General features: G+C 70.0%; 1 protein-coding gene (running past one end of the window). It reads left to right on the top strand.

Annotation, left to right across the window (positions count from 1 at the left end; all coding sequences use genetic code 11):
* On the top strand, nt 1-26,270 hold the 3' portion of the coding sequence (locus JNUCC0626_RS04265) for a hypothetical protein (protein WP_394618323.1). Its footprint begins 2,326 nt before the window's first position; the window shows 26,270 of its 28,596 coding nt (coding positions 2,327-28,596); its start codon lies beyond the left edge, outside the window; it ends in the stop codon at nt 26,268-26,270.

Below are 26,270 nucleotides of genomic sequence, written 5' to 3'. Positions count from 1 at the left end.
CGCCGCCCGCACAGACGCGCCCGGCACCGCCCGCACCGCCGGTCAACACGCCCACGCCGAACCCGGCGACCAACACGCCGTCGGTCAACCCGGCAACGAACACGCCGCCGGTCAACACGCCGCCGACGAACGCGCCCTCGGCCAACACGCCCCAGCCGAACGCGACGACGAACGCACCTCCGGCGAACACGCCGTCCCCGCGCCCGGAGTCGACGCCGAACGCGCAGCCGCCGCGCGCCGACACGCCGCCCCCGGCCCAGACGCGCCCGGCACCGCCCGCGCCGCCGGTCAACGCCCCGCCCGTGAACACGCCGCCGGTCAACACGCCGCCGGTGAACACGCCGCCGGTCAACACGCCGCCGGTCAACACGCCGCCGGTCAACACGCCGCCGGTCAACACGCCGCCGGTCAACACGCCGCCGGTCAACACGCCGCCGGTCAACACGCCGCCGGTCAACACGCCGCCGGTCAACACGCCGCCGGTCAACACGCCGCCGGTCAACACGCCGCCGCCCGCACCGAACACCAGCACGCCGAGCCCGAACGTCACCACGCCTTCGCCGAATCCCGCGACGAACGCGCCCTCGACGAACGTCCCGCCGCCGCGTGCCGACGCGCCGCCCGTCCAGACGCGGCCGTCGCCCCCGCCGCCCACCGGCGCGGCGCCGAACCCGAACACCACGGCGAACCCGAACACGACGGCCAACCCCACGCCCGACCTGGTCGTGCTGCCGCCCGTGGCCGCCGGATCGAATCCCAACCCCAACGCGGAGACGGGACGTGCGTCCGACGCCGACTCGTCCACCGATGCCCAGCAGGAGGCCACGACCTCCGCTGCCCCTCCGACGGTGAAGGATCTGCTGGCGGACGTCGACAATGTCGTCGTCGCGGTGGACAACGCGGCGGGGCTCGGCCACCAGGCCGCCGCGACGACGCTGGTGAAGGCGCTGCGCGACGGCGGCTACCAGGACAAGATCACCTTCGTCACCGATCCGGAGTCCATGGCGAAGATGGACCTCCTGATCACGCCGGACCTGGGCGAGGTCGAGGTCACCAGCACGCCGAACCATGCCGCTGACAGCAACACGTTGCTGATGTCGGCAGGCGACGACTCACTCAACGCGCACGACACGAAAGCCGCCACCGACTACCTCAACAACAACAAGGTGAACGAAGCTCTGATCCTCAAGCCTTATGCCTGGGGCAGCAGCAAGCGGCTTCTCATCAAGCGCGACGCGCCCGGCAGCGAGGTCGAGATCATCGATCTGGACCCGCACATCAGCCCGGACGCCAGGTACGTCTACGACGTCCCGAAGATCACCAATTCGCAGGATCTGGGCAACCTCATCGACCAGGAGATGGCCGCCAACCCCGCGAAGGCGGACGGCATCAAGAAGGTCGCCGACGCGGTGCTCAACGGCAAGGCCGACTTGATGCCGGTCTACGGCCTCGTGGCTGTCGACCCCATCAGCCGTCCCGGCGTGTCCAACCACCTCGCGATGGCTCTGCACTCGCTGAACCAGCAGCCCGCGATCATGATGGAGATCACCCCCTCGCCGGTCTGGTTCGTGCCGCAGCCCGAGGTGGACGGGGTCCAGCGCACGGACATCACCTCACCCGACCTGCAGCAGAAGATCGACGACCTGAAGCAGGGCGACGTCCTGGTGGTGAACACCGGGTCCATGCCCCAGGCGGTGTTCCAGCAGGTCTTCCAGCTCGGCACCCTGCCCGCGATCAACGAGGGCGCGAACTCCACGAACCTCGCGCACCTCGTCGAACGGCCGAACATCTCCGTTCTCACCAGCAAGACCCCTTATCCGAACGTCCCCGGTGCCGACGCCGCCACCACGAACCTGAACAACGCGAGCACCAGCTTGCGCGCGGACACCGCGTGGACCGCAGCCGTCAACGCGGACCTGCAGACGAGCACCGACCCCAAGACGGGCCCGTCGGCTGCGAAGCAGGCGTTCAAGGTGACCACCGCCATCGAGACCTTCACGGCGCTCGGGGACTACGTGGTGTCGCCGGACCGCACCCCCGGCGAGGCAGCCAGCTCTGTCTCCCAGATCTCCTCCATGCTCTCGCCCGCGCTCCACGGCAAGGGCGAGGAGGTCACGAACATCCTTTCCGGGCTCCCCGACGACGCGGCCAAGGAGATCAAGAGCGTCATCAACGGCAGCACGCCGTCGCCGAAGTTCCTCGACGACTCCGAATACGCGGTCGACCTCACCAAGGAGCAGGTGGACCAGATCATCGATCTGCTCGAGTCGCGAAAGCCGGAGCTCCAGCAACAACTGGCCAACGACTTCCCGAGCAACAAGCCGGGCGATCCGGTCGATCCCGCCGATCCGAATTCGGCTCAGAACGACGTTGCCCAGCTCGCTGACCTGCTGAAGAACCTCTCGCAGAAGGACAGTCCCGAGAGCAACTACTTCTCCCAGGTGTTCGAGGACGCTCGCGCACCACAGAACAACCAGGTTCTCCAGGCGCTGACCCTGAGGCTGGACCCGCCGTCCCCACCGCCGCCCGCCCCGGCAGTGCAGACGCCGGACGCCGAGGTGCCGAGTCCGCCGCAGACGCCGGTGGAATCGACGCCCCCGGCCCAGCAGGCCCCTGCCGCGGTGGCGCCTCCCGCCGTCACGCCCCCCAGCACCACCGTCGAGACCAACACCGGCAGCGACGTCGAGTCCGACACCGAATCTGACGGACCCGACCTCGGCGACGGACTCTTCGACGACTTCAACTTCGAACCACCCGCACCAAACCCCGCCACCACCAACGTCGAGACCAACACCACCAACGACACCGAGTCCGACACCGAATCCGACGGACCCGACCTCGGCGACGGACTCTTCGACGACTTCAACTTCGAACCAGCCGCACCAAACCCCGCCAACACCAACACCGAGACCAACACCGAGACCAACACCGGCGCCAACACAGACAGCGACGTCGACTCCGACGCCTTCTTCGACGCCGAGTCCAACCCCGGCACCAGCGACGTCGAGTCCGACACCGAGTCCGACGGACCCGACATGAGCGGCGGCCTCTTCGGATTCGACAGCGACGTCGAAACCAACACCAACACCGGCGCCGAAGCCAACACCGAGAGCGACGTCGAGTCCGACAACGACGTCTTCTTCGACGCCGAGTCCAACCCCGGCACCCGCAGCGCGCCGCCGGCGCCCGGCACCGAGGTCAGGCCGAACACCGACACGGACACGTCCGCGAACACCGACGCGCCGTCCCCGAACACCCAGCAGAACACCGGCCCGGCGCCGACCAGGGACGCACCGGCCACCCCGCCGCCCGCGGCCCCGCCGGCACCTCCCGCTCCCCCGGCCCCGCCCGCACCGCAGTCGAACCTGAACCCCGACGGCACCCGCAAGGACGTGCCGAAGGTCGGTGCGCCGCCCGCCGCGACCCCGCCCACCCCGGAGTCGCACAAGGGCAAGGAGGTCCTGACCGACCAGTCGTGGCGCCACGACCCGGCCAAGACCGCGGAGTGGTCGAACCCGAGCAACCCGGCCGACCGCAGCACCTGGGCGGACCGCCGCAACAACACCGACGTGCGGACCGTCAACCAGACCGTCCACGACGTCCGCACGGACAGCACGCCGTCGAACATCAAGTCCTACCAAGGGCTCATCAACTACGACCTGCGGCGCATCGAGACCAGCCCCGGCAACTTCGTGCAGGAGTACACCGTCAAGGTGCACATCGATCCTGCGGCGAACATGACGCCGGAGGCCATCGCGCAGGTCAAGGAGAACGCCACCAACGGCGTGAACTCCATGCTGAACCAGGGCCACCGGCTGCCCAGCGGTGACCAGTTCCACCTGAACCTCGAGTTCACCGACAACAAGGCCGACGCCCACACCAGCGTCAAGGTCGACCCGAACACCCCCAACCCGGACCAGACGCACTGGGGCGCCGACACCAGCCCCGAGGTCCTGGCGCACGAAACGTTGCACTACCTCGGAATTCCGGACGAGTACAAGGACTCGACCCGCGTCTTCCAGCAGCACGACACGAACTCGGGTGTGCACCAGAACGACGGCGGCATGATGGGCGCCGACATCCACCTGGACGACCCCGGCATCCGGCCGCGGCACCTGTGGCTGATCGAGAACACCGCCAACAGCCAGGTCGCGGTACCCGACACCACGATCAACCCGGCCGGTCCGGCGACCGTGCCGCCGCCCGCGGGCTGGACCCCCAAGCCCGCCGCGGACACCGCGCCCGCACCGTCCACACCGGACACGGACAGCACTCCTGGCCCGGACGTGCGGACGCGGCCGATGCCGACGGACACGCCCGGCCTGCCCGGTAGCTGGGACACCGACGTGGACGCCGACGTCCGGCCCAACACCCAGAACCACCTGCCGAACCTGGACAAGGTCGGCCTGGTCGAGTCGGTGCTGCGCAGCGCCGCGTTCCAGAACGCGCCGGTCCCGAACGCGTCACCGATGGTCGGCAACAGCGACGTCAAGTCCACTGTGGACGCGGTGCTGAACGACGTCGCGCAGAACCCGCAGAACCACAACCACCCCGGCCTGACCCCGAACGGCCTGTCGAGCTGGGTCGCGAACCAGGTCTCCCCCGACGCGCTGGCGAAGTTCCACCCCGACCTCGAGCCGAACGTGCCCGGTCCCAACACCGGCGCCAAGCTCGACCAGTGGCGGGCGAACGTCGCGAACGACCTCGCGAACGGCTCCTCGAAGCGCTGGGACGTCGTCAGCACCGACGGTATGAAGCCGGGCGACGCCGACGTGGTCAACCACGTGACGCAGCAGGTGAAGACGACCGGCGCGATGCCGACGCCCGCCGCCCTCGTCACCACGGGCCTGAACACGCCGTCCTGGGCCGACTCCCAGGTCGGCGCGCACCTGCCCGACACGATCGCGCAGTCGCTGGGCGTGCAACTCGTCGTCGAGAACAACGGCGTGCAGACCACCCACGGCCCGGCGGGCGCGCCGCAGGTGCAGATCTCCTCGCAGAACGGCTCGTTCGGCGCCCTCGGCGGCCCGACGCCGCAGGAGGTCCGCGCCGGCATGGAGGCCTGGCTCGGCGGCAAGTCCTCCGCCGAGGTCAACCAGACCATCGGCGACCTGTACAAGGGGCGCCAGGACAAGGGCCTCTACGACGCCGCGCAGAAGACCCAGCTGATCAAGCGCGCGGCGGCGCACCCCGGCGGTCCGCAGGTCTTCACGAACGACCTGATGCAGCGGTCGGCGGACCTGCAGACCCGGATCGACGACGCGAAGTCCAAGGGCTCCTGGAAGCCTGAGGCGGCGCAGAACCCGCAGGAGCGCGCGCAAACTGCCGCGATCAAGGCCCAGGTCGAGATCCTCACCGACCTGAAGAGCAACACCGACAGCCAGATCAACACCCTGAACGCCGAGGGCCCGAACCTGGGCCTGACGCACATCATCGACACCCAGGTCGCGGGTCCGAACGCGGACAACCTCGCGGGCATCCCGCCGACCATGCTCACCCAGCTCGACACCCGCCTCACCCAGCAGATCGCGGCGGCGGAGAACGCCGGGTTCGACGCCCAGAGCCTCAGGGACCTGCAGACGCGGGTGCAGAACGAGGCGGACGTCCGCAAGGTGCTCTCGCACGCCTCGACCCGCGGTCTGGACGCGTTGAGCACCCAGCTGGAGGACGCCAAGGAGGCGCTGCAGAACTACCGCGACGGCAAGTCGGCGAACACCGGTATCAGGGGCTTCCTGACCAGCATGTTCGGCGGCGAGGTCGACACCTCGGTCGACTTCGACCAGAAGATCGCCGACGCCGAGGCCCTGGTGCAGCAGACGGAGCGCAACCTGTCGTTCGTCGGCAACCCCGACTACGACAACCGCTTCGCCAAGGCCGCGGACATGCACGCGAACATCCAGGCGACGCAGGCCAAGATCGCGCAGATGAACGCGGACATCGAGGCCCGCGCGGAACGCCTGCGCGACCTCGATGCCAGGACCCGGGAGTTCAACAACCGCCAGTTCGAGCTGGAGCTGGAGCAGCGCCGCCAGGAGATGGCGAACGAGGCCGCTCTCAACGGTCCCGGCTCCGACGTGCAGTCGGACCTCGACGCGCAGTCGGACGTGCAATCCGATCTCGACGCGCAGTCGGACGTGGAGTCCGACGTGGACACGCGGGCGGGCACCAGCGGGCTCAACCCGCGGCAGGAGTTCGCGGGCTTCAGGGCCTCGCTCTTCGGCAAGACCCCCGCCGAGCTCGCCGACCTCGCCGTGCAGCACCGCAACGACCCGTTCCACGTGCAAGAGATCAACCAGATGTCCCGCAACCTGGAGATCGCGCAGAAGCCCGGTGGCATCCAGCAGCACCTGAGCGACCTCCGGACCGAGATCAACGAGAACCACCGCAAGGCGACCGATCTGAAGCACGTCAGCGACGCGCTTCCGGACATGTTCAAGTCCGAGCTGATGCGCACGGACCAGGCCGAGCGCCAGGCCCAGCAGCAGACGCTCAAGCAGCAGCAGTCGCAGCTCTCCAACGAGCTGATGACGCTGCAGTACGACCACAAGGACGCGCTCACGACGTACGCGCTGAGCCTTCCCCCGGACGACCTGAACGCCCCCGGCTGGCAGCAGGTGTCGCCGCAGGACGTCGAGGTCCTCCAGGACCACGTCACGGACCTGATCCGCGACGCGCGCGTGGCCGGTCAGCCGACCCCGGAGCTGGACCAGCTCTACGGCCAGCTCCAGGACCTCCAGCTCGTCGACTCGGCGGTGCCCTACCGGCCGGAGACGCCGCCGGTCGAGGTGGACGACGCCTCGTCCGTCCACTCGGACAACGACGCGCCGCCCCCACCGGCACGCGACGTCCGCGACCGCGGTGCCGGCCAGAACCAGCAGGCCCAGCCGGCACCGGCACCGGCGCCGCGTGCGGAACCGGGCCCGTTCATGCAGGACCCGGCGACGCGACCGGCGAACCCGGACGTGGACCTCGTGGTGCCCGGCGGCTTCGGCCCCGTGCAGGAGGGCACGTCGCCGCGGGCGTTCGCGGCGTCGCTGTACGGCCTCGACTCCGCGGCGCTGCGCGACATGCAGCAGAACCCGGCGTACAGCAACAACCCCGACCGCGCGGCCGCGATCCAGAACGCGCTCGACATCTCCCGGCACGCCGGTCCCCCGCACATCTACGACCAGCGGACGCAGATCGCCGAGCAGGGCCTCGCCAAGGCCAAGGCCGACAGCACCCGGTGGAACGCCGCCGACATGGTGCCCGACGCCTTCAAGACCCAGTCGATGCTGGACGACCAGGCGGCCCGCCGCGAGCGGGCAGGCCGCGACGTCCAGTGGCAGCAGAACCGGGTCGACCAGTTCACGAACAACCGCGACGCGGCGCTCACCACCTACGCGCTGCGGCAGCCCGCCGACCCGGCCTCGAACGGCTGGCGCCAGTTCAGCGACGCGGACATCGTGGCCGTGCAGACCCACCTCGACCAGCAGATCCAGGACGCGCGGTCGGGCGGGCACAACACCGACCACCTGCAGGCACTCCGGGACTTCACCAACGAGGTCCAGCAGGCCCGGCAGGACGGGGACGCGGACACGCGCCCAGCGCCTCCTGCTCCCGCCCCTGCCGACGTGCAGACCCAGCCCGCGCCCGAGACCGACGTCCAGACGCGGTCCGAGCCCGAGGTCGAGACCCGTCCCGCGCCGCCGAAGCCGAGCCCGGCCATCCCGATGACCACGACGGCACCGCAGCCCGTCGGCCAGGTCCCGGACACGAAGCTGCCGAGCTTCTTCCAGGACAACAAGGCCCTGGGTTCGATCACGCCGGTCGACGTCAAGGGCGCCGACGCGGTCGTCGGCAGCATCGACAACCTGAAGCCGAACGACCAGGCGCGCATCAAGGACGCCATCGAGAACGACTTCGAGACGTTCCTCGACACGGGCCGCAACTTCCAGGTGCAGCTCGACGGCAAGTGGTTCGAGGCGAACATCCGCGCGGAGATGCGCGCGGACGCCACGACCGAGGTGACGGCCGACGCCGACACCAAGGTCGACAAGAACTACCAGGCCGCCGCGGCGACCTCGACGACGAACACCATCGCCACGTCCAACGACATCGGCGGTGCCGTCACGGCCGGTGTCGCGGCGGGCCCGTACGGCTCGGTCGGCGGCAAGGCCGCCATCGCGACGCCCGCGGTCTCGCAGTCGACGACGAACACCACCACCGAAGCGCGCGCCATCAAGTCCGGCGAGGGCTCCAAGACCGTCAAGACCCCGGTCTCGTACGAGATCACGCTGAGGGACGCGAGCGGCAACCCCAAGCCGTCCACGACCGTCGACACCGGCACCACCGTCACGCTGCAGGTCCCGACGGACCTCAGCACGATGGTCGACACCCCCAGCACCACCCCGGCGATCAAGCCCGCCGACGCCGAGTGGGGCACCAAGGTCGAGAACGCGGTGCCGGAAGCCGTGGTGGTCAAGGACTCCGGCAAGGCGTTCACCGACGTGGCCGCGAAGCTGCACCCGTCGATCACGAAGGTCGGCTCGCCCGGCCGTGAGGCGCTGCAGAACTTCCTGTCCCCCACCTCGATCCGCAACAACCTGCCCGCGATGCTCGGCGGCTTCGTCACGTCGCCCGACCTCGTCAGCCCGCACGCCAGCAAGGGCGGCGCGGTGCAGATGACGGCGACGCTCAAGGAAGCGAAGCTGGTCGGCACGCACGACTCCGCCGTGCTGGACCTGAAGGACACCTCCGCCTGGGGCAGCAGTGTGTCCGCGTCCACCAAATCCGGCTTCGACGCGAACGCGGGCGTCGGCGCCAACATCGGCGTGCCCGGCACGGTCACCGGCACGGTCGGCGCGACCGTCAACTACTCGGCGCGCACCGCCGAGGGCGTGAACGCGGGGTCGAGCAGCAACCACAAGACCGGCATCGGCGTGAAGTCCGAGACCGGCCTGTACGAGGTCACGGCCGAGGTCGAGGTCCGCACGCCCTCCGGTGAGAGCGTGAAGATGGAGGTCACGACCCACATGCGGATGGGCCTCAACGAGGCCGGCGCCGTGGGTCTGCTGACGAACCCCGACACCAGGAACACGATCACCGACCCGGCCACGGCGAACACGAAGTTCCTGCCGCCGTTCGTCGCGGACACGATCGCCACCGGCAACGCGAAGGTCGGCGAGTTCGCGGCCGCCAACAAGGTGCAGGGCCAGGTCGAGGGCGCGCTCAAGGACATCCCGGGCCTGCAGAAGTTCCTGCCGCAGTGGAACAACCCGAACGCGGAGCCGCGCAAGGGCCAGAGCTACTCCGACGTCGCCGAGCAGCTCGCGAACCAGCGCAAGATCACCGCGAACCTGTCCCCCGCCGCGCTCAAGGCGAACATGGACAGCCTGCTCGGCCCCGGCGTCCAGGTGCAGCTGAAGAGCTCCGGCACGACGACGAACACCTACGTGAACGTCACGGTCAAGGCGAAGCTCAGCAACCCGCAGCACCTCGGCCAGGCCGACCAGCACGCCGTCAGCGACTCGACGACGACGGGCCCGAAGCTCGACGCCAACACCAGCACCACCAAGGGCTGGACCGGTGGCGTGCAGGGCAGGGCGAACATCCCGGTGAAGACCGGCGTCGCCGCGCTCAACCCGTCGCCGCAGGCCGGTGTGTCCTACAGCCACTCGTGGACGGACAAGACGTCGGCCGGTCCGGCGGTCTCGGCCACCAACGCGCAGTCGGGCAGCCCGAACTCGCAGGTGTTCTCCAACGAGGTGGAGTTCGAGGTCGAGATCACGACCTTCACCCGCCCGCGCACGTGGGTGCGGACGATCGTGCCCGGCGCGCCCGGTTTCCACTCGCCCGAGGTGAGCACGGTCGCCAAGACCGGCGACCCGAAGCTGCCCAAGATCGAGGGCAACGTCAACCTGTGGGTGCAGGACGGCGCGACGCTCAAGAACAACCCGGGCGACGGCTTCAAGCCCGGTGAGCCGAAGCCGACCAGGATCGAGGGCTCGCCGACGATCAAGGACCTGCTGGCGCCGGAGAAGGCTCGGCCGAAGTCGCCGGAGTTCCTCAACGTCGAGGCGGTCGCGAACACGACCGCGTTGCGGGACCAGGCGATCAAGGCGCTCGACGCCGCGGCGAAGGGCGACTCGGCGCTCACCACGCCGGGCACCGCGTCACGGGCGCAGATCGACAAGATGTTCGCCCCGGAGAACATCAAGGCGAACCTGCAGCGGCTCATCGAGACCGGCGTGCAGGAGCAGGGCCTCAAGTACGACCGCCGCGTCACCGACCGGTCCGGCGCCATCGGCATGTCCGTGAAGCTGGGCAAGGCGCAGTTGGTGGCCATCTCGGACACCACGGGCACGGACAACTCGGTCAGCGGTGGCTACAAGGCCGGTGAGTCGTCCACGACCGCCCGGTCCGTCGACCTCACCGCCGGCATCAACGTGCCGGTGCGGCCGAACGTCACGCCGCCGCCCGCCGGCACGCCCTCGAACCCGAGCGGTTCCGGTGGCGTCGCGGCGACCGCGAAGATCACGCCGTGGTCGGACAGCAAGACCCAGTCGAACGAGATCGGCGGCAACGTCGACCGCGGCCGGTCGACGCCCGGCGAGGCGCGGACCGTGCTGGTCCAGATCGACGCCGAGTTCACGATCGTCGGAGAGAGCCGCGCCGGGAACTTCCTGCACGGAGGCACGCCGAACGCCGAGGGCGTCACGGTGGACATGCCGAAGTCGGTGTTCGTGCGGGTGTCCGAGGACGTCGCGCGCGACCTGGGTGCGTTGCCCAAGGTCGAGTCGAGCGTGCCGAAGCCGGACTTCGGCAAGATGGCGCCGCCGTCCACGGTGGCGACGAACGAACCCGGCGCGCTCGGTCTGTCCAATGTGGAGTCGGTCCCGGACCTGTCCGCGGCGGTCAACAAGCTCACGACCGAGCTGTCCTCGAAGACCAAGAAGTTCGGCAGCGACCCGCTGATCCCGGACTCGGTCCTCAAGGACTCGATGAGCAACCTGCAGCGCATCGTCGACCTGAACTCGCCCGCGAGCGTCAAGGCGATGATCGACAGCGCGCTCGACGGCGGCGTTCCGCTGCTGGTGCACCAGCCCGGCACGTTCGGCAAGGACTCCTACCAGGTCACGCTGAAGGCCAAGGCGGGCACGCCGAAGTTCGAGCAGGTCGTCAACGACGGCGTGGACATGTCCCACAACGTCGGTGGCTCCAGCAAGACGAGCGACGGCTCCGGCCGCGGCACCGGCTGGGGCGCCGGTCTGCGCGCACCGGGTCTCGCGGCGCCGGGCAGCGCGAACCCCGCCGTCTCGGGCACCGCGGGTGTCGCCGCGGGCGTGAACGTGGGTCACAGCAAGGGCACCTCGTCGACCACCTCGGTCACCGAGGGCTTCAGCCACTCCCGCACGGCGAGCGGCCCTGCGGTGCAGTACAGCGTGCCGGTCGAGTTCGAGATCGTCGTCGAGAAGGGCGACAACCTCGTCGCGAAGGCCGAGAGCGGCCCGCAGGAGATGAAGGTCCGCACGCACGCGGACAACCAGAAGATCGACGGTGGCGCAGCCCCGCAGCCGTACATGTCGGCGTCCTCCAAGCGGGGCGCGGAGTTCGGCACGGACGCGGCGACGTTCGCGTTCCAGCAGGACACCCGTGCCTCGAAGCTGCCGTCCACCGCGTCGGTCGAGAACCTGCGCGGGTCCGGCGACCTGCGCGACGCCGCGGTGAAGGCGATGACGGAGGCGGGCGCCGGCAAGGGCCTGACCGGCAAGGGAACGGGCTCGCTCAACGCCCTGTTCTCCACGCTCAGCCCGGAGAACCTGCAGCCGCACCTGCCGTCGATGCTGTCCGGCCCGCTCGACGTGCCGGGCCTCAAGGAGGCGGCGCTGACGTTCGGCCAGGACGCCGACGTCAAGGTGTACGCGAAGCTCGTCAACCCGCAGCTCGGGTCGCTCAGCGACGACGTCAAGATCGAGCGTCCGCTCGACACGAGGTCGTCCGAGACCTCCCACGAGGCCAAGGCCTCCGAGACCGTCGACGTGTCGGTGGGTCTCGCGCAGGGCAGCGCCGCGGTCAAGCAGGGCACCGACCCGAAGGACACGGTCAACTTCGGCACCGGCGGTGTCGAGGGGCGGCACGGCGCGGAGGACTCCGCCGCGGTGTCGGGCAACCCGTCGCAGTCCTCGAGCGGCAACGTCAAGCCGTCGGAGAAGTCCCGCAGCGGTCTCGTGCAGTTCGACGTCGAGTACCGCGTGGTGGCGACGATCGGCGGCAAGACCGGTGTCGTCGACCTGACGGTGCCCGGTTCGGCCGGTGTGCGGATGCCCGCCGCCGAGGTCGAGACGGTGCTGAACCAGCAGTTCAGCGACTCGTTGAAGGACGCGCAGACCGACGTCAAGAAGACGGCCGACGACTGGCGGACCGCCGAGAAGGCCGTCGAGGACGCGCGGCACGAGGCGCAGGACAAGATCAACGAGGCCGCGGCCGTGATGGCGCGGACCGAAACGCCGCTCACCGAGGCCTCCGGCAAGGCGAACACGGCGATCGGCACGCACAAGGACGCCGCGCAGGCCGTCACGCCGTTCCAGCAGGCGTTCGACAACTCGATCAGGGACGCGGCGAACACCCGCACCACGATCGGGGACCTCAACTCCCAGGTCGTGTCGTTGAGCCAGGACGTGCAGGTGGCCAACGACGCGGTCGCCGACGCACGCGACAACGGCGCGCCCGAGGCCGAGATCGCCCGGCTGGAGCAGGAGGCCGACGCGGCGAACACCGCGCTGACCGACACCCAGCAGCAGCTCTCGGACGCCCGCGCGCAGCTCGACGCCCAGCGCCAGGCCGCCGCGGACGCCCGCGCCGACCTCCTGGGCCCGCAGCAGGTCGCCGCGCAGGCTTTGGAAGCCCGCACGGCCGCCGAGAACGCCCGGCAGACGCTCGTGGACGAGCAGTCCAAGGCCGAGAAGGACATCAAGGACGCGGAGACCAAGCTCGACGACGCGCGCCGCAAGGCCGACGCCGAGCAGAAGAAGTGGTGGGACGCCAAGGCGAAGGTGGACGGCGAGATCAACTCGTTCAACCACCCGGCCCCGCCGCCGGTCCCGCCCAAGGACAACGCCACCGACGGCAACACCGGCAGCACGTCGGCGACCACGAACACCACCAACACCACGGCGGACACCGACCAGGCTCCGCCGCCCGTCCCGCCGAAGGACCTCCCGGAGACCAGTCGCGCCGGTGCCGAGGCGAGCTCGTCCCGTCCCGCGCCGCCGGCCGCACCGCCCGCTCCCCCGGTCCCGAACACCGACGGCACCCGCAAGGACGTGCCGAAGGTCGGCGCACCGCCCAAGGCGACCCCGCCGACCCCGGAATCGCACGCGGGCAAGGACGTCCTCACCGACGAGTCGTGGCGGCACGACCCCGCCAGGACCGCGGACTGGTTCGCGCCGAACAAGCCGGCCGACCCCAGCACGTGGGCCGACCGCAGGGCGAACGCGAACGTCAAGACCGTCGACGTCGAGGTGCGCGACGTCCGCACCGACAGCACGCCGTCGAAGCTCGGGTTCTACAAGGGACTCATCAACTACGACCTGCGCCGCATCGAGACCTCTCCCGGCAACTTCGTGCAGGAGTACACCGTCAAGGTGCACCTCGACCCTGCCGCGAACGTCCACCCGGAGCTCGTGGCCGAGGTGAAGGCCAACGCCGCCAACGGCGTGAACTCGTTGCTGAACCAGGGACACCGGCTGCCGAGCGGCGACCAGTTCCACCTGAACCTGGAGTTCGTCGACAACAAGGCCGACGCGCACACCAGCATCAAGGTCGACCCCAAGAACCCGAACGTCGACCAGACGCACTGGAACCCGGACACCAGCCCCGAGGTCCTCGCCCACGAAACCCTGCACTACCTGGGCATCCCGGACGAGTACAAGGACTCGAGCCGCGTCTTCCAGCAGCACGACACCAACTCGGGCGTGCACCAGAACGACGGCGGCATGATGGGCGCCGACGTCCACAGCGCGGAGGCCGGTCTGCGGCCGCGGCACCTGTGGCTCGTCGAACGCACCGCCAACAGCCAGGTGATGGTGCCCGACACCAGGCTCGACCACACCGGCCCGATCACGACGCAGCCGAACACCACGCCGAAGGACAACACTCCCGAAGGCGACACGCGTCCGGGCAAGAAGCGCACCGAGCGGGACTACGACAACGACAGCGACGCCGAGAACCAGCCGTCCGGCGCGGACAAGAAGTCCCGCCAGGAGGACGCGGCGCTGGAAGCCGACATCGAGAACCTGACCGCCAAGCTCGGTCAGCTCGACCTCGGCCCGGTGGACTTCAAGTACAACCAGGCCTTCGCGAAGCTCTCGGCGGACGCCGTGCCGATCCCGTCCCGGCAGGAGCACATCGGCAAGCTGCTGAAGAGCGTCGAGCAGAACAAGCCGCCGTCGTTCGTGGTCAACATGATCGTCGGGCACGGCCAGCTGAGCGACCCGGAGACCGACATCAGGTCGGTCGTCGAGTCGATCACCGCGAACGCAGGTGACCTCAAGAAGGACATCGTGTTCGTGATCGGCGTCAACGGCAAGAAGGGTGAGGAGGGCGCGCTCGAGGCCGCCATCGCGAACGCCAACCGCGAGATCGCCGGGCTCGACGTGCCCATCGCCCTGGTCCAGCTGAAGCCCGCGCCCTCGGCCGCCTCGGCGAAGTTCCCGTACGGCGACATGCGCAACGGCACGATGACCAGCAACGCCAACAAGTTCGCCGTCGGCGCGATGCTGGGCCGCGACACCCACCCGTACCTGTCGATCCAGGACTTCGACACCGGCTCCCGGCTCGTGACCGGTGACCGGAAGGACGTCTTCAACCACTTCCGCGACTCGATGAGCCCGGAGGGGATCGCGCCGATCCGCCCGTTGATGCACTCGGGTGGCTACCGGGTCGGCGACGCCGACATCAAGGGCCAGGTCGAGGCGCGCATCGACAAGGAGACGAAGAAGCTCAACGCGGAGGCGGGCAAGCTCCAGAACGAGCTCAACAACCACAACCCGGACGCCGCCGCGAAGGGCAAGGCCAAGGGTCCCAAGTTCGACCCCGAGAAGGCCCAGACCCGGATCAACGAGATCGAGACCCGCAAGCAGGAGCTCGAGGACGCCAGGGCCGAGATGAACGAGCCCGGCTTCGTCGCGGACTTCGAGCAGGCGATGCGCGACGACATGGACGCGCGCGTCCGGCAGGCCGACGTGAACCCGTTGCTGCCGTACTCCCCCGAGCCGAACCTGTTCGTCGACGCCGTCGTCCCGCTGGTCGACCCGGAGGTCAGGTTCAGCAAGGACGACGCGGAGTTCAACGGCCTCGGCAAGTCGATGAACCACTTCGCGGCCAACGAACTCGTCGAGATCCACGCGGCGCAGGCCGTCTCGAAGAAGGCGGGCAACGACCGCCAGACGCAGATCGAGAACATCGCGTCCGGCGCGGCGGTCGACGGTGCGAACAACCGCAACCCGTTCCGCGGCACGAACTTCTCGACCGACTTCGTGGACGGCGCGGTGAGCACCGACCTGTCCCGCCTCGCGCTGGAGTTCGCCGAGCGCGGCCGTGCTTCGTGGCCGCAGTCGCACGTCGACTGGACCACCGTGCCGAGCCGCCTCTTCGGGGCGGGCCCGGAGGTCGTCGACCCCGCGAAGGTCGCGCAGGCCGCCAAGGCGGCCAAGGAGGGCACCAAACCGGCGGACATCCGCAGGGAGTTCCAGGACAAGGCCCACGCCGAGCGCGAGCCTCAGCAGGTCAAGCACCACAAGTACTCCTACGACCCGGCGGTCGACCCCGGCTGGCAGCCGGACGACTCGAAGGAAGGCGACGCCCGCAAGCTCGGGTGGCAGGACAAGAACACGCTGAACCAGGCCGTGTCCGCCCCGATGAAGCTCGGGATCGGCTTCTCGGGCATCGATCCCGGCGTGCCGCCGGTGCAGCCCCCGCCGCCGGTGCAGCCCGAGACCGAGGCGGTGCAGGAGGCTCCGCAGGAGCCCAAGAAGAGGGCGCCGAGGGGGCCGAGGCTCACCCCGGAGGAGAGGGCAGCCGCCAACGAGAAGAAGGCGGCCGAGAAGGCGGCGGCCAAGGCGCTGCGCGAGGCGGAGAAGCAGGCAGCCAAGGAGCTCCGCGAAGCCGAGAAGCAGGCCGCCAAGGACGCGCTGCCCGAGATCGACGCCACCGTCAAGCAGCACAAGATGGCCGCGATGCTCGGCATGGCGCTGGCCGACAACAACAGCAACGTCACCCGCACGTTCGGCACGCTGGAGCACGGCGTGCTCCAGTACGCTGCCGCGCCGCGCCCGAACGGCCTGTTCGACGCGGCCGGGAAGGCGCTCGGCAGCGACCCGCAGTTGTCGTCCGACCTGCGCCGGGGAACGATCTCCGCAGCGGCGAACGCCTCGCCCGAGGTCACCACCGAGATCGCGCGGTTCCGGCAGCAGCACGGCCTGGCGAACGGCCACCTGGTCAACGCGTTCGTGGAACCGGGCCCGGCCCCGAAGACCGAGATCCCGGAGAAGTTCAGGGCGAAGCCCGGTGAGCCCACCTCGCCCGAGATCGACCACACCGGCACGCCCGGCGCAGACGTCGACCCGATGGAGCAGTCGGCCTTCGACGACGCCCAGCAGGCGGCGAAGGACGCCGACAACGTCAAGGCACGGGCGGCGGAGAACCTCGCCGGGCACGTGCTCGCGACGCAGCTCGACCGGCCGGTGGTCTTCCACCGTCCCGGCGAGTCGTTGACGCTGCAGCCGTTCACCGGTGCCTCGGCCGAGCCCGCGCTGGAGTTCGAGGTCACGCCGAACGACAACGGCAAGTCGACGTTCCGGCCGTACGACCCGAACGCGATGGACGTCGACGACGCGCCATCCCGCCAGGCGCCGCCGCGCCAGGACGGTCCGGTGTGGACGGAGCCGCGGTCCGCGAACACCGACGCGGACGTCGACATGGACGTCGAGTCCGACGTCCAGACCCGTCCGGCGCCGCCGACGCCGAACCCGGTCGTCCTCCCGATGACCGTGCTCGCGCCGCCCACCGTCGGCCAGGTCATGCCGGGCACGCAGGTGTTGCCGGGCTTCTTCCAGGACAACCGGGCGCTGGGCACGATCGCGCCGACGGACGTCCGGGGTGCCGAAAACGTCACGAACGCGATCACGAACCTGAAGTCCGACGACGCCGCCCGCATCCAGCGGGCGATCACGGGCGACTTCGAGTCGTTCCTCGACTCGGGCCGCAACTTCCAGGTCAAGATCGGCAACAACTCCTACGAGGTGAACGTCCGCGCCACCATGCAGGCGCAGACGGACACCGCCCCGGTCGACGCTCCGTGCGTGAAGGTCGACGCGACCGCCCAGTCGGGCAACTCGTCCTCGACCACGCACACCGTCGCGACGGCCAACGACATCGGCGGCTCGGCCACGGCCGGTGTCGCGATGGGCCCGTACGGCTCGCTGGGCGGCAAGGCCCAGTTCGCCACCCCGGCGCAGTCGCAGAGCACGTCGTCGTCGCTCACCGACCAGCGGATCATCCGCGCGGGCGAGGGCTCGACGCAGGCGGTCGTGAAGGTCGCGTACGAGATCACGCTGACCGACGCCAAGGGCAACCACACGACCGTCGGCACGGTCGACACCGGCACGGACGTGACGCTGCAGGTCCCGAACGACCTCGCGGTGATCACGAACTCCGGCACCGCCCGCAACGACCACAACCCCACGGACACCCAGTGGGGCGCCAAGCTCGAGCACCCCGCACCCGAGGCCGTCACGGTCGACAACCAGGCGAAGGCGTTCGACGACGTCGCGCGCAAGCTGCACCCGTCGATCGTCAAGGTCGGCTCGCCCGGCCGTGAGGCGCTGCAGAACTTCCTGTCCCCCACCGAGATCCGCAACAACCTCGGCGCGATGCTCGGCGGCGCGTACGTCACGTCTCCGGACCTGATCAGCCCGCACGCCAGCAAGGGCGCGGCGGTGCAGATGACGGCGACGCTGCAGAAGGCGGAGCTCGTCGGCACCCTCGGCACCGGTCAGCTGCGCCTGCACGAGTCCACGTCGCACAGCAGCGGTGTGTCGTCGACGACCAAGTCGGGCGGCGACGTCACGGCCGGGTTCGGCGGCAACATCGGTGTGCCGAACGCGGTCGGCGGCCAGGTCGGCGGCACGCTCGGGTACTCGGCGCGCACCTCGGAGAACGTCAACGCGGGCATCAACACCGCGCACAAGAGCGGCATCCAGCTCAAGGGCGACACCGGTCTGTACAAGGTGACCGCCGAGGTCGAGGTGCGCACGCCGTCCGGGGACAGCGTCAAGATCCCCGTCACGACCTATATGCGCGTCGGTCTGCCCGAGGCCGCGCAGGCCGGGCTGCCCACGCCGCCCGGAACGCGGGACTCGATCGTCGACGACTCCAACAAGGGCAAGAAGTTCCCGCCGCCCTACCTGGGTGACGCGATCGCCACGGGCAACGCCAAGGTCGGCGAGTTCGAGGTCGCGGCCGAGGTCCAGAAGCAGGTCGAGACGGAACTGCGGAAGGTCGCGGGGCTCGAGAAGTTCCTGCCGAAGTGGAACGAGGCCGGAGCGGATCCGCGCAGCAGCAAGGGCAAGGACTTCGCCGACGTCGCCGAGCAGCTCGCGAACCAGCGCAGGCTGACCTCGCAGCTCTCCCCCGCGGCGTTGCGGACCAACATGGACAGCCTCATGGGTCCGGGCGTGCAGGTGCAGCTGAAGAACAGCGGCAAGTCCACGAACACCTACGTCAACATCACGGTCAAGGCGAAGGTCAGCGACCCGAAGCACCTCGGGCAGGCCGACCTGCGCAACGTGCGCGACGCGTCGTCGACCGGCCCGAAGCTCGACAGCTCCTCCAGCACCACCAAGGGCTGGAGCGGCGGCGTCGAGGGCAAGGTCGTGATCCCCGGCCAGACCTCGGTCGCGAAGCTCACGCCGACCCCGCAGGCGGGCCTGAAGTACAACCACTCGTGGACCGACAAGACCACCGCCGGTCCGACGGTGAACAGCACGTCGCTCAACGTCGGCAGCCCGAACGCCCAGGTGTTCCGCGGCGACGTCGAGTTCGAGGTCGAGATCACCACGTTCACCCGGCCGCGGGCCTGGGTGCGGCGGATCGTGCCCGGTGCGCCCGGTTTCCAGGCGCCGGTGCAGACCACGGTCGCGAAGACCGGCGACGGCAAGCTCGCGCCGATCAAGGGTGAGGTCAACCTCTGGGTGTCCGACAGCTCCACTTTGGACTCCAACCCCGGCAAGGGTTTCGAGCCGGGCAAGCCCGAGCCGAAGCAGTTGGACAAGGCTCCGACCGTCAAGGAACTGCTGAGCAAGCCCTCCAAGGAGAAGGCACCGGACTTCCTGCACGTGGAGGCCGTCGCGAACACGACGGCGTTGCGCGACCAGGCGATCGACGCCCTGAACCGCGCGGCGGGAGGTGACTCGGCACTGACCGTGCCGGGCACCGCGTCCCGCGCGCAGATCGACAGGATGTTCTCCCCGGAGAACATCAAGGCGAACCTGCGCACGCTGACCGAGACCGGCATCCAGGAGCAGGGCCTCAAGTACGACCGCAGGTTGCTCGACCGCACCGGCGCGATCGGCGTCAAGTTCGGGCTGAGCAACCCGAAGATCGTGTCCATTTCGGACGACACGGCGACCGAGAACGCCAGCACCGGCGGGTACAAGGCCGGCCAGACGTCGTCGACGAACCGGTCGGTGGACGTGACCGCCGGCATCAACGTCCCGATCAAGCCGAACGACCCCGCCCCGCCCGCCGGTGAGCCCACGCCCGCCAGCGGTGCCGGTGGTGTCGCGGTGGCCGGCAAGATCACGCCGTGGGCGGACTCCAAGACCTCCGGCAAGGAGGTCGGCGGCAGCCACGACCGCAACCGCGTGACGCCCGCCGGTGCCCGCACCGTGCTGGTGCAGCTCGACGCCGACGTCACCGTGGTCGGCGAGAGCCGGGCGGCGAACTTCATCGCGGGATCCAAGCCGCACGCCGAGGGCGCCACGGTCTCGTTGCCGAACTCCGTGTTCGTGCGGGTGACCGAGGACGTCGCCCGGGACATGGGCCTGCTGCCCGACGTGCAGCCGGACGTGCCCAAGCCGTCGTTCCCCAAGATGGCGCCACCCGCGACCGTGGCTCCCGGCGAGCCCGGCGCGCTGGGTCTGTCCACTGTGGAGAGCGTGCCGGACCTGTCCGGTGTGGTGTCCGAGCTGTCGACGAAGGTGAACGCCAAGACGTCCAAGCGCTTCGGCGGCTCGCTGCTGCCGGACTCGGTGCTGGACGACTCGATGAGCAACCTGCAGCGCCTGGTCGACTTCAGCTCGCCCGCGAGCGTCAAGGCGATGATCGACAGCGCGCTCGACGGCGGCGTTCCGCTGCTGGTGCACCAGCCCGGCACGTTCGGCAAGGACTCCTACCAGGTCACGCTGAAGGCCAAGGCCGGTACGCCGGAGTTCGTCGACGTCGTGAACGACGGCGTCGAGATGGAGTCGACGATCACCGGCTCGCACAAGGTGACCGACGGCCAGGGCCGCGGCACCGGCTGGGGCATCGGGCTCAAGGCTCCGGGCCTCGCGGCGCCGGGCAGCGCGAACCCGAACGTGTCCGGCACGGCGGGTGTCGCCGCGGCGGCCAACGTCGGGTCGTCGACGAGCAGCTCGGTCAGCACGTCGACGACCGACCAGCTCTCGGCGTTCCGCGCGGGCAGCGGACCGGCGGCGCGCTACACCGTGCCGATCGAGTTCGAGCTCGTCGTGGAGAAGGGCGACAAGGTCGTCGCTTCGCAGCCCAGCGGGGTGCAGTCGATGACCGTCCGCCTGCACGCGGACAACCAGAAGATCGGTGGCACCGAGGCGCCCGCGCCGTACACGAAGACGCAGACCCCCGGCACCGCGGCGGACGCGACTGCCGACGGGGTGGCCGCGTGGAAGGCGGGCGGTGCCTCGTTGCCGGCCGGTGCGTCGGTGGAGAACTTCCGCGGCGCGGCGGACCTGCGCACGGCGGCGCTGGACGCGTTGCGGGGCGCGGGTGCGGGCAAGGGCCTGACCGGCAAGGGCACGGGCTCGTTGAACAGCCTGCTGTCCACGCTCAGCCCGGAGAACCTGCAGCCGCACCTGCCGTCGATGCTGTCCGGCCCGCTGTCGGTGCCCGGCCTGCACGAGGCGGCGCTGACGTTCGGGCAGGACGCGGACGTCAAGGTGTACGCGAAGCTGGTCGATCCGACGCTGGGCGCGCTCAGCGACGGCGTGGCGCTGGAGAACCCGAAGACGCAGATCACCGCGACCAGCGTCGACTCGAAGGTCGCAGACTCCGGTGACGTGTCGGTCGGTCTCGCGACCGGCAGCGCGGGCATCAAGCAGAACACCGATCCCGGCGACAACGTGGCGGTCGGCGTCAGCGGCGTCGAACTGCGGCACGCGGCCGAGGACTCGTCGGCCGTCGGCGGCGGCCAGACCGACAACAAGGTCAACAACCTCAAGCCGAAGGCCACCACCGGCCTGGTGAAGTTCGGGGTGGAGTACCGCGTGGTCGCGACCATCGGCGGCAAGACCTCCGTGGTCGACCTGTCGGTGCCTTCGTCGGCCGCCGTCCGCATGCCCGTCGCGGACGCGCAGGCGTTGCTGGGCCGCCCGTTCAGCGCTGAGCTGACCGGCGCCCAGACCCAGGTGAAGGCCGCGGCCGACGCCTGGCGCACCGCCGAGGTGACCGTCGACGCCCGCCGCCACGAGGCCCAGCAGGTGATCAACGACGTGGCGACGACCAACGCGCGCGCCGACTCGTCGTTCACCCCGGTCCAGCGCACCTACAACGCGGCGATCCAGACCCACATCGACGAGCAGGCGAAGCTCCCGGCCCTGGAAACCCGCGCCGAGACCGCACGCCAGGACGTCGCGCGCACGTTGCAGCAGATCAACGACCTCGCACCCAAGGTCGGTGGCTTCGGCGCGCTGGCCATGACCGCGCAGTTCGAGATCGACGACGCCCGCACGGACGTCGAGACCAAGGCGATCACGTTGCAGCGCCTGGAAACCCAGCTCGGTTCCAACCCGGCGCTGCAGCCCCAGGTGGACGCCGCTCGGCAGGCTCACACCCAGGCCGAGACCGCGCTGCGCACCGCCGAGGCGACGTTCGACTCCACGCAGAACTCCATGCGGGAGACCCAACGCCAACTCGACGCGGCCAACGCGGCCATCGGCGGCCTCCGCACCGAGGCCAACGCGCGCCGCGCCGACGTCGCCACCCAGCAGCAGGTCATCGACCAGGCCCAGGCAGACCGGCTGGCCGCCAAGGCGACCCACGACCAGGCAGCCGTCCAGCTGGCGCAGGACTTCGCCACGCAGCAGGCCCTGGTGAACGCCGCCGAAACGCGCCTGAACGACGCGCGGCGGGCGGCCGACGACCTGCAGCAGGAGTGGTGGAAGAAGAAGGCGGCGGTCGACCAGCAGGTAGCCGCCTTCAACGCCCCGCCCGCGCCGGCGACCAGTGGGACTGATGGCGGCACGGATGGCGGGACCGGCGGCGGGACCCGTGGTGGCACTGACGGCGGGACCGACGGTGACACTGACGGTGGGACCGATGGCGGGACTGACGGTGGCACCGATGTGCTTCCCCAGCCGCCCGTGATCACCGTGACCGAGGCTTCGTCGAGCGACACGGACAACGACACCGTCGTTCCGCTGCCCGCCGAGGCGTCGTCGTCGACCCGTCCGGCACCGCCGCACGCCCCCGCGACCGCCGAGCCGACCACGTCCACCCCGGACGTCGAAGCCCCGGCGAGCGTCCCGGACGTCGTGGTCGCAAGCCACGTCAAGTCCCTCACCGCAGACGCCATGACCGACGCTCCCCCGCTGGCCAGGCAGGTCGAACAGACCCTGCCCACCACCAGCCCGGGCGCCGGCCTGCTGCGCGCGTCGGTGGTGCTCGACACCAAGACCGCCGACGTCGCCACCCTGATCCAGCGGCACGGCGCCGCCCAGGTGGCGAGGGCGTTCGAGAAGGAGTTCGGTCACCCGGTCATCGGCACGGCCCAGCAGGCGCAGTTCGGCGACCTCGCCGACCCGAGCAGCCGGTCCGCGTTCGACGCCTGGGCGCACCGCATGTGGGACGCCATCGGCACCACGCCGTCCTACACCGCCGACCCGAACCAGCTCGCCACCGACGTCTTCGCCCACGGCAAGGGCTACGACCACGGCGCGAGCGTGGCGCAGGAGGCGGCGTTCAGGGACGTGGTCGAGGCACCGGTGCCGGGCACGGAGTCCACGGTGGACACCCAGCCCGAGACCCCGGTCGCAACCGAGACGGCCGTCGAAGCTGAGCTTGAGGTCGAGGCCGCACCCGCGGTCGACACCACCGTCGAAGCCGAGCCGGTGGTCGAAGCTCAACCGCTCGAAGCCGAGCCCGCGATCGAAACCCCGGCCACCGTCGACGCCGAGCAGCCGGCCACCCAGGCCGACCCGCTGCACAGCACCGACACCAACGCCGACTGGTTCGACCCGCGCACCCCGGTCTCCTCCGAGGCCATCGCCGAAGCCCGCGCCACCACCCCAGCCACCAGCTGGGTCCGGGGCGAGGCCGGCGGCGTGCTCGACTCCACCAAGGTCGGCCCGCACGGCATCAACATGCAGGCCTGGCGCGGCCCCATCACCTACGACCTCCGCACCATGGAGGTCAACGGCGTCCAGGTCCGCGACTTCACCGTCAAACTGCACCTGAACAACGGCACCCAGGACGTGCAGGACCGCACCCGCGCCGGCGTCGAGGAGATGTTCAACCAGGGGTACCGGCTGCCCGACGGCGAGCAGTTCCACGTCACCGTCGAGTTCACCGACAACCCCGCCGACGCGCACGCCACCGTCGACGTCACGAACGATGCCCAGGGCAGGGCCGACCAGCTCACCTGGCCGTCGCACACCGACGGGCGCAGGCTCGCCCACGAGGTCGGGCACTTCCTCGGCCTGCGGGACGAGTACGTGGAGACCGGCGCCGCAAAGCCGATCTTCCAGCACCAGGACGGCAAGGGACACGTCGTCAACGACAACTCCCCCATGAACGACGGCATCGGCGAGGCGGACGCTCAGCTCAAGCCGCGCCACCTCCAGCTGGTCTCCGACCGGATGGCGGCGCTGCAGACGCACAACCCGCCGCAAGAACAGGTCGAGCGGTCCGAGCTGCCCCCGCCGCACATGCCCAAGCGCGGCAACGAGGAACTCGGCACGGACCCGGCAGCCGACCCGGTGAAGCGCACCCGCGAGGACCTCGAGGATCTGTCCATCGAGGACACTCAAGACGCCGAGATGCAGGAAACCGCGCCGTTCAACGAGCACGGCGTGCACAACGCGGCGTACGAGAACCTGGCCCAGGGCCACGAACTCGTGCAGCTCACCGCGGACAACTACCTGCAGCGCACCCAGCACGGCATCGACCACGACGAGAAGCCGTCGTTCGTGGTCAGCATGATCGTGAAGGCGAGCGAACTCGACCAGCTGCCCGGCGTCATCGACGGCGTCATGGCCGGGGCGCAGGACGTGGACGGCCGGGTCGCGTTCGTGCTCGGGGTGAACGCCGGGACGCAGGCCGAGATCGACGCGGCCATGGCCCAGGCGGCGCCGGTGATCGGCAACCGCGCGGAGCCGATCGCGCTCGTGAGCGTCCAGCACGGCTCGAAGGGCTTCAAGTTCGGCGAGACGCGCAACAAGACGCTGGAGAGCGACGCGCACGTGTTCGCGGTGACCGCGCTGGCGGCCACCGGGACGCACCCGTACGTCGCGGTCATGGACTTCGACCCCGCCGACCGCACGACCAGGCAGGGCGGCCACGTCTTCGACCACGTCACGCAACTGACGAACGGCACCGTCGGGGACGACCTCGGCGCACCGTCGAGGCCGTTGCTGATCGGCGGCGGCTACCGGGTCGCGGTGACCCCCGAAAAGCTCCACGCCGACGTCCTCGACCGCATCGACAACGACCCGAACACGAGCGCCCAGCAGAAGGCGGAGTTCAAAACCAAGCTCGAAGAAGAGAACTTCTACAACGACTTCGTGCACGCGATCGACGCGGACATGCAGGCGCGCCGGACGCAGCAGGGCATCCACCCGCTGCTGCCCTACACGCCGGAGCCGAACCTCTTCGTCGACGCCCTGGTGCCACTGACCGACCCGAGTGTCCGATTCGGACCGGGCGGGGCCGAGTACGGTCAGCTCAGCCAGTCGCTCAACCGGTTCTACGCGGCGGAACTCGCGAAGCTGCACACGCCGCAGGACGCGAGCGACATGGCCGCGGCCACCGAACGCGCCAAAGTGGACGTTCAGAACAACCGGCACCCGGTGCGCGGCGAGGCGTTCAGGACGGACTTCGTCGCGGGTGACACCGGCACCGACCTGTCCCGGATCGCCTACGGGTTGATCAAGGACAGCAAGCTGCCGCAGTCGCACACCGCGCTGCCGAGCGTGTCGGAGCGGTTCTTCGACGGCAGGCCCGCCAAGAAGGGCACGAAGTTCGCCGACGAACGCGAGCGGCTCGCCACCGGTGAGCACGCGCTCGTGGAGCCGTTCCTGCCTCCGGCGAACGGCGAGACGAGCACGACCTGGCAGCCGCCGAAGACGATGGCGAACCAGCTCGGCGCGTTGCAGAAGAACAAGATGAACCCGGCGGTGTCCGCACCGATGCCAGCGCCGTTCGACCAGGTGCAGGCGGGCATCCAGAAGGACCAGAAGCTCGTCGCGGCGCACGGGGTGGTGGCGTCCGACCACGTCAGCACCGCGCAACGGCAGCTGCGGTACCTGAACGAGGACGTGCTGGCCCGCCAGCCCGCGCCGCCGGTCACGTCCAACGGCCTGTACGCGGTCGTCGGCCAGGCCCGCGGGGTCGACCCGATGACCCTGCGCAGGGACGTCGTGCAGCTCGCGGCGACGCACCAGAAGGTGACGAAGGCGGTCGCGGACTACGGCGTCGGCAGGCCGATGCACCAGGGTCACCTGTACGGGTCGCTGGTGGAGAACGCGAACTGGCGGATGCACAGCGACGCGGCCGAGAACACCGGCTGGCAGAACGCCCGTGACCTGCTCGGACACCTGATCGCGACGCAGCAGAGCGTCAACGTCCGGGTCCACCAGGCAGGCCACGCGCCGGTGCTGCTGGCACCGCTGGGCCCGCCCTTCCCGGACACGGTCGAGGTCGAGCTGGTGCTGGAGGGCAACCAGGTCACCTACCGCCCCTACCAGGGAGGACTTCAGCAGGACGTGCCGATGCATTAG

The sequence above is a fragment of the Lentzea sp. JNUCC 0626 genome (assembly GCF_043632865.1).
In the GTDB taxonomy this organism is placed as follows: domain Bacteria; phylum Actinomycetota; class Actinomycetes; order Mycobacteriales; family Pseudonocardiaceae; genus Lentzea.
Note: the sequence above shows the minus strand (reverse complement) of the source record. Positions and strands in the feature narration are given on the sequence as shown.